The sequence below is a fragment of the Nonomuraea longispora genome (assembly GCF_004348345.1).
Classification (GTDB): domain Bacteria; phylum Actinomycetota; class Actinomycetes; order Streptosporangiales; family Streptosporangiaceae; genus Nonomuraea; species Nonomuraea longispora.
Genome location: NZ_SMJZ01000289.1, coordinates 1 through 8,195 on the forward strand (window position 1 = coordinate 1; position 8,195 = coordinate 8,195).

General features: G+C 71.1%; 4 protein-coding genes and 1 pseudogene. 3 read left to right on the forward strand and 2 right to left on the reverse strand.

Going from position 1 to position 8,195, the window contains the following annotated elements; all coding sequences use genetic code 11:
* The coding region (locus E1267_RS40900; protein ID WP_132341243.1) for a S41 family peptidase at positions 1-3,113 on the reverse strand (3,113 nt) is incomplete at its 3' end.
* A 148-nt stretch (positions 3,114-3,261) separates the two neighbouring features.
* Here E1267_RS40900 and E1267_RS40905 point away from each other — a divergent pair.
* Positions 3,262-3,687: a hypothetical protein gene (locus E1267_RS40905; RefSeq protein ID WP_132341245.1), complete on the forward strand. Its 426-nt coding sequence runs from the start codon at positions 3,262-3,264 to the stop codon at positions 3,685-3,687.
* 52 nt (positions 3,688-3,739) lie between these two features.
* A complete protein-coding gene (locus tag E1267_RS40910) occupies positions 3,740-4,708 on the forward strand; it encodes a TIGR03557 family F420-dependent LLM class oxidoreductase (RefSeq protein WP_132341247.1) in 969 nt (322 codons plus the stop codon).
* 6 nt (positions 4,709-4,714) lie between these two features.
* Here E1267_RS40910 and leuS read toward each other — a convergent pair whose 3' ends face one another.
* Positions 4,715-7,162, reverse strand: coding sequence for a leucine--tRNA ligase (gene leuS, locus E1267_RS40915; RefSeq protein ID WP_246064642.1), 2,448 nt, complete (start codon positions 7,160-7,162; stop codon positions 4,715-4,717).
* Between the two features lie 465 nt (positions 7,163-7,627).
* Here leuS and E1267_RS40920 point away from each other — a divergent pair.
* A pseudogene (locus tag E1267_RS40920) lies at positions 7,628-8,195 on the forward strand (hypothetical protein); the annotation flags it as partial.

The window sequence follows — 8,195 nt, forward strand, 5'->3', positions numbered from 1 at the left end:
GGCGGGTTCTCCTCCAGAGCGGCCATGGCCAGCTCGATCGCCTTGTCGAGCTGCGGGTCACGTCCCGCGACCCGGTCCTGCGGGGTGATCACCACTTCGATGTCGGGGTCGACCCCGTAGTTCTCCACACCCCACCCCGGGCCTTCGATCCAGAACGAGTAGCGCGGCTGCGTCACCCGGGTCCCGTCGACGAGGGTGTAGCGCGAGTCGATGCCGATCACGCCGCCCCACGTCCGCGTGCCCACGAGCGGCCCGATCCCGCGGTTCCTGATGCCGGCGCTGACGATGTCGCCGTCGGAGGCGGCGAACTCGTCGGTTACGGTCACGATCGGCCCGCGCGGCGAGTCCTCCGGGTAGCGCATCGGCTCGTACCCGCGGACCAGCGACCACGCGGAGACCTTCCTGGACAGTTTCTCCAGCACCAGCTCTGACAGGTGCCCGCCGCTGTTCTCGCGGACGTCCACGATGAGCCCGTCGCGGGCCATCTCGGTACGCAGGTCGCGGTGGAACTGCGCCCACCCCGAGGCCACCATGTCGGGGACGTGCAGGTAGCCGAGCCGGCCACCGGAGGCCTCCCTGACGCGGGCGCGGCGTTCCTCCACCCAGTCGTGGTAGCGCAGCTGTGTCTCGTCGGCGATGGGGTTGACGACGACGCGGCGCGGCTCGCCTCCTGAGGCGGGGCGGATGGTCAGCTCGGTGGGCTGGTCGGCGGTGCCGGCCAGGAGGGCCAGCGGCCCGCGTACCGGGTCGACGGGGCGGCCGCCGACGGCGGTGATCGCGTCGCCGGGACGGACCGCGATGCCCGGAGCGAGCAGCGGCGAGCGGGCGGCGGGGTCGGACGACTCGCCGGGCAGGATGCGGGTGACCCGCCACACGCCGTCGTCGTCCCTGGCCAGGTCGGCGCCGAGCAGTCCCTGGCGGCGGCGGGGGTCGGAGCCGCCGCCGGCCGCCGCGGCGTAGGCGTGCGAGGTGCCCAGCTCGCCCTGGGCCTCCCAGAGCAGGTCGATCAGCTCGGAGTGGGAGCCGATGCGGTCGATCAGCGGCTCGTAGCGGTCGAGCACGGCCTGCCAGTCGACGCCGTTCATGTCCTCGCGCCAGAAGTGGTCGCGCATGAGCCGCCCGGCCTCGCGGAAGCCCTGCCGCCATTCGGCGACCGGGTCGATCTGGACGGTGACGCGGTCGAGGTCGATGGTGACGACCTCGTCCCCTTCGGTGGCGGCGCGGGTCTGCAGGCCGTTCTTGCCGTTGGTGACGAGCCTCGCCCCGTCGCCGCTCACCTCGAACGAACGCACCTCCTTGCCGAGCTCGGCTTTGGCGCGCTTCTTCAGGTCGTACCGTTCGAGCACGGTGTCGTTCTCGGACTCGGTGCCGTCGCCCAGGCGGCCGGTGAGCGGGTGGCGCAGCCAGAGGAGGGCGTCCTTGGCGGTGCGCAGGTTGCCGTAGATCGCGGCGGGCACCGGAACCGGCACCACGCGGGAGGCGATGCCGTCGGGGTCGACCTCGGTGCGCGGCGGCGCGGCGTCCTTGGCGGCGTCGTCCTTGGCGGGTTTGTCGTCCTCGCCGTTGAAGCCGCGGCCCTGCAGCGAGGGGTCGAACGGCGACGGCGTGCCGGCCTGCAGCGGCACGAGGTAGGGGCGGCACCCTTGGGGGAACGACAGGTCGAAGCCGTGGACGTCGTAGACGGGGTCGAACGTCCGGATCGACAGGAACGCCAGGTGTCTGCCGTCCTTGGTGAAGACGGGGTCGTAGTCGGCGAACCGCACCGGGGTCACGTCGATCACGGAGGTCCCGTCGACGCGCCCGATCTTGATCTGTGACAGCGGCGGCTGGTGCGGGTGCACCCAGGCCAGCCAGCCCGAGTCGGGCGAGAACGTCAGGCTGCTGACGTCTCCCTGCGTGGTGCGGTCGAGCTCGCGGAGGTCGCCGGATTCGAGGTCGGCGACGAGCAGCCGCCCGTCGTGGGTGGCCACCGCCACGTGCCGGCCGTCGGGGGCGGCCGCCAGTTCGAGCACGCGGCCGAGTTGCCCGGTGGCCAGGGTCCTGACCTCGCCACCGGGCGTGCCGACCTCCAGCCCGTCCTCGCCGCCGGCGTCGGACACCCACACGGCCCGGCCGCGGGAGTCGAGGGCCTGCGGCAGCCGTACGCGGACGCCGGGTTCGGCCCGCAGCACGCCGGCGGGGCCGTCGCGGTGGGTCACCCAGTGGGCGGTGCCGCGGATCTCCACGGCGCTGGCCCGTCCGGAGCCGTCGGGCGAGAACGAGCCCGCCCGCAGGGGCGCCGGCCGCCGGGCCCGCCCTGGGCGGGGCCCGCCCAGCCGCACGTCCAGCCGGTACGGCTCGGCGTCGAGGCTCTCCAGCAGCCACAGGTCGCCGGCGTGGCTGTAGATGACCCGCTCGCCGTCACCGGTGGCGTGGCGGGCGTAGAACTCCTCGTGTGAGCTGTGCTTGCGCAGGTCGGAGCCGTCGGGCCGGGCGGAGTGGAGGTTGCCGACGCCGTCGATGTCGGCCAGGAACACGATCCTGTCGCCCACCCAGCCGACCGACCAGTACTGGGCCGTGCTGTCGGCGAACAGCCTGGTGAACTCCCCGTCGCCGGCGGCGTCGACCCAGATCTTGCCCGCCGTGCCGCCTCGGTAGCGCTTCCACTGCGACGGCTCCCGCCACATGGACGACACGGTCGCCACCTGCGCGCCGTTGACGGCGACGTCGCTCACCCACCCGTACGGCAGGCGCGTGGCGGGCCCTCCGTCGAGGGGCACCGCGTAGGCCCAGCTCCTGCTGTGGTCGCTCTGCCCGGCGGGGCTGACCGCGAGCACGTCGCCGTCCGGGGTCCATCCGCGCACGCCGGTCGTGTTGCCCCAATGGGTCAGCCGTTCGCCCTCCGGACCGTCGATCTCGGCCGCGAACACCTCGGGAGCGCCCTCCTTGCCGCTGGTCCACGCGATGCGGCTGCCGTCGGGCGAGAATCTCGGATGCGACACCGGTACGCGGTCTGCGGTGAAGCGCCAGGCTCTGCCTCCAGTCAGGGGTGCGAGCCAGACGTCGTCGTCGGCGACGAAGGTGACCACGTCACCGTACAGGTGCGGGTATCTGAGGTATGCGCCATTTGTCACAGATGCACACTAATGCGCGAGACCAAGGCCGACCCAAGAATTCTCTCCCCAGCGAACTCGCCCTGTCCCCGGAACGGTCAAGTCCGGGATGCGCCAGTCATGTGGGGGAATGTGGCCTTTTCCGGCTTCCCTATCCCTGTGAGGCATCATGAAGATCCTCGTCCGCCCGCACCAGATCCCGCCCCGGCTGGCCGCCGCGGCCGTCATCCTCAACTCCGGTCTCAGCAAGTCAGGCGCCGACGAGGACACCGCCGCGAGCCTGCACGGCATGGCCTCGGGCACCTACCCGTTCCTGCGCAAGGTGCCCCCGTCCACCTTCACCAAGCTGCTGTCCAAGACGGAGATCACCCTCGGCGTGGCCCTGCTGGTGCCGCTCGTGCCGTCGTTCCTCGCGGGGGCCGCGCTGACGGGCTTCGCCGCTGGGCTGCTCGGCCTGTATCTCAAGACGCCCGGCCTGCGCCAGGAGGGCAGCCTGCGCCCCACCGAGCAGGGCATCGCGATCGCCAAGGACGTCTGGCTGCTGGGCATCGGGCTGGGCCTGGTGGCCGAGGAGATGCGCGACCACCGTCCATGATGATCTGCCGTTCCTGGACACTAAGCCCGGCGAACAGGGGTAGTCCGGACACATGGTACAAATCGGCTACACCCTGATGTCCGAACAGACCCCGGCCCGCGAACTGGTCGACTACGCCGCGGCGGCCGAACGGACCGGCTTCGACTACGCGGTCATCTCCGACCACTATTTCCCGTGGCTGGAGGAGATGGGGCACTCGCCCTACTGCTGGTCGGTGCTGGGCGCGGCGGCCCAGGTCACCGAGCGGATCCCGCTCATGACGTACGTGACCTGCCCCATCATGCGCTACCACCCGGCGGTGGTAGCGCAGAAGGCGGCCACGATGGGCGTGCTGAGCGGCGGCCGGTTCACCCTGGGCCTCGGTGCGGGCGAGAACCTCAACGAACACGTCATCGGCGAGGGCTGGCCCCCGGTCGACACCAGGCACCGGATGTTCGCCGAGGCCGTACAGATCATCAGGGAGCTCTTCAGCGGCGAGTACGTCACCCGCCAGGGCGAGTTCTACGACGTCGACTCCGCCAAGCTGTACGACCTGCCGGAGCGGCCGGTGCCGATCGGCATCGCCGCCTCCGGCGGGCAGTCGGCCGAGCTCGCCGCCGCACACGGCGACGTACTCGTGGTCAACGAGCCGCTGCCGGAGGTGGTGCAGCAGTTCCACGCGGCGGGCGGCCACGGCAAACCCGTCTACGGCCAGCTCGCCCTCTCCTACGACACCGACGCCGAGGCCGCCAAGGAACGCGCGCACACGTTGTGGCGCTGGGCGTCGACGGGCGGCTGGAAGGTCATGGCCGAGCTGCCCGCACCGGTGAACTTCGCCGCCGCCGCCGGCACCGTGCGCCCGGAGGACGTGGCCCGGAGCGTGCCCTGCGGCGACGACGTGGACGCGGTCGTGCAGGCCGCGCGGAAGTACGTCGACGCGGGATACACCCACATCGCGCTCGTCCAGATCGGCCACGACCGGCAGCGGCCCTTCTTCGACTGGGCGGAGAAGGAGCTGCTGCCGGCCCTGCGCGCGCTCTAGCGGCTTCTAGGGGACGATGTTGACCAGCTTGGGCGCCCGGACGATCACCTTGCGAGGCGCCCTGTCCAGGTAGGCGGCGACCTTCTCCGAGGCCAGGGCCAGCGCCCGCAGGTCGTCCTCGCCGATGCCGGGAGGGACCTCCAGGCGGTCGCGGACCTTGCCCGCGACCTGCACCACGCAGGTGACCGACTCCTGCACCAGCAGCGCCGGATCGGCCACCGGCCAGCCGCCGGAGGCGACGGGACCGGTGCGGCCCAGCCGCTCCCAGCCCTCCTCGGCGGTGTAGGGGGTCACCAGCGACAGCATGATCGCCAGCGTCTCGGCGGCCTCGCGCACCGCCGGGTCGGCCGGGCCCGGGCCGGAGTCGATGGCCTTGCGCGCGGCCGAGGTCAGCTCCATCATGCGCGCCACCGCCACGTTGAAGCGGTAGGACTCGACCAGCTTGGTGACCTCGTCGATCGTGCGGTGGGTGACCCTGCGCAGGCCGGTGTCGCCGCCCTCGAAGGCCGCCCCCGGCTCGCTGGTGACCTCGGACATCACGCGCAGCGCGCGGGCCAGGAACTTCTGCGAGGCGGCAGGCGAGAGGTCGGCCCAGTCGATGTCGTCCTCGGGCGGCCCGGCGAAGATCATGGTCAGGCGCACGGCGTCGACGCCGAACTCGTCGATCTGCTGGCCCAGGTCCACGCCGTTGCCCAGGGACTTCGACATGGCCTTGCCGCCGTTGATCACCTGCCCCTGGTTGAGCATGCGGACGAAGGGCTCGGTGAAGTCGACCATGCCCATGTCGTGCAGGACCTTGGTGAAGAAGCGGGAGTACAGCAGGTGCAGCACCGCGTGCTCGATGCCGCCGACGTACTGGTCGACCGGGCCCCACTTGCGCACCTGCTCGGGGTCGAACGGGCCGTCGGTGTAGCCCGGCGAGCAGTAACGCAGGAAATACCACGACGAGTCGACGAAGGTGTCCATCGTGTCGGTGTCGCGCTGGGCGGGACCGGAGCACTTGGGGCACTGGACGTTGACCCACTCCGCGGCGCTGGCCAGCGGGGAGACGCCCTTGGGCGCCAGCGCCTCGCCGCGCATGTCGGGCAGGGTGACCGGCAGCTGCTCGTCGGGGACGGGCACCTCGCCGCAGTCGGGGCAGTGGATGATCGGGATGGGCGTGCCCCAGAACCGCTGGCGGGACAGCAGCCAGTCGCGCAGCCGGAAGTTGACCGCGCCCGTGCCCCTGCCGTCGGCCTCCAGGATCTCAATGATCTTGGCGATGGCCTCGGTCTTGCTCAGGCCGTCGAGCGGCCCGGAGTTGACCAGCGTGCCCTCGCCCGGCGTGGCCTCGCCGGTCTCGCCGGGGTCGGCCAGACCCGTGTGCACGACGACCTTCACGGGCAGCCCGAACTTCAGCGCGAAGTCCAGGTCGCGCTGGTCGTGGGCGGGCACGGCCATGATGGCGCCGTGGCCGTAGTCGGACAGCACGTAGTCGGCCGCCCAGACGGGGATGCGCTCGCCGTTGACCGGGTTGGTCGCGTAGCGGCCCAGGAAGACGCCCGTCTTCTCCTTGTCGGTGGCCAGCCGCTCGATGTCGCTCAGCTTGGCGACCTCGGCGCGGTAGGCCTCGAAGTCGGCGCGGTGCTCGTCGGTGACGATCTCGTCGGCCAGCGCGGCGTCGGCGGCGACCACGAAGAACGTGGCGCCGAACAGCGTGTCGGGCCGCGTGGTGTAGACGTGGACCGGTTCGTCGCGGCCCTCGATCTCGAAGAGCACGTCGGCGCCCTCGGAGCGGCCGATCCAGTTGCGCTGCATGGTCAGCAGCCGCTCGGGCCAGGCGTCCAACTGCTTCATGTCGTCCAGCAGGCGCTGCGCGTAGTCAGTGATCTTGAAGTACCACTGCGTCAGCTCCCGGCGGACGACATCGGCGCCGCAGCGCTCGCACCTGCCGGCCACGACCTGCTCGTTGGCCAGCACGGTCTGGTCGTTGGGACACCAGTTGACCAGGCCGCCCTTGCGGTAGGCCAGGCCGCGCTCGAAGAACCGGTTGAACAGCCACTGGTTCCACCGGTAATAGTCCGGGTCGCTGGTGTGCAGGCGGCGCGACCAGTCGAAGGCGACGCCGTAACGCCGGAACGAGTGAGCCTGCGTCTCGATGTTGGCGTAGGTCCATTCGGCCGGGTGGGTGTTACGCCGGATCGCGGCGTTCTCCGCGGGGAGTCCGAAGGAGTCCCACCCGATCGGGTGCAGCACGTTGTAGCCCTGCTGCATCCAGAAGCGCGCGATGACGTCACCGATGGCGAAGACCTCGCCGTGGCCCATGTGCAGGTCACCCGACGGGTAGGGGAACATGTCGAGCATGTAGCGCCGCTCGCGGGGGTCGGCCGGGTCCTCGCTCGCCCGGTAGGGGTCCTGCTCCTCCCATCGCTGCTCCCACTTGGCCTGCAGCGCCTGCGGATCGTACTCACTCACGGCTACTGTCCTTCGGATTGACTCGGACCCATAAGAAAACCCCCCGTGCACACAACGAGGGGTGGAGCCGCGACGGCGAGATCTTCAGGGCCGTCGCGGCCCGCTAAGAAGCAGGGTCGCGGAACGCATGTGTCAAGCCTAGCGCACCTCTTCGGCTGAATGCGGACACTCGATCGAGGCCGGCGGGCACAATGGATCCTTCGGGTTCAGTGAGACCTGAAGGTGATGTACCCGTTGTGACCTCTTTCGTCCCAGAAGAATAGCCTTGCCACCGTGGTGTACCCAGCAGAGCCTGATCGTCCGGATGCCGACCTGCCGCTCCAGGATCCGCCGACCGATCCTGACGGCTTCGCTCGTTTCGCTGCGGAACAGCCTGCATCTCCTGGAAAATCCCATGAGATCATGCCTGGAACGTCAAATCCGGATATAAGGGTAGATCCGGACACCACCTGGGGAGGGCCGGCCATGGCAGCGGATGATTCCGGACCACACCTGCCGTCCTGGCCCGACGCGCCGCAGCGCGACGGATCCGGTGGCCGGTCGTCCGGCTCGCACGCGGCCGACGTTCCCACATCGTGGCCCGAGGCGCCCGCCCACGACGACCCCGCGTGGCCAGAGCCCCCGCGCAGCGACGGCTCCTGGCCCGAACCTCCACGACGATCCCGCCACGCCGCCTCCCCGCAGGACACCTCCCCGGCCTGGCCCGAACCGCCCCAGAGCACCACCGGCCCGAACTGGCCGGACCTGCCGCCCCAGAACACCACCGGCCCCAACTGGCCGGACCTGCCGCCGCAGGACGGCGCGGCGCCGTCCTCATGGCCGGCGGGCTCCACCCAGAACGCCACCGCTCCCTCCTGGTCCGACGCACCTCGCCAGGACGTGCCGGCCTCGTGGCCCGTGGCCTCCTCCCCCGAGGTGCCCATGTCCTGGCCCGAGGCCTCGCCGCAGAGCACGGCCGGACCGCCGCAGTCCGCCCCCGGCCCCGCCCCGCGGCAGGACCGGCCACCTCAGGGCGGCGGGGGAACACCCCGGC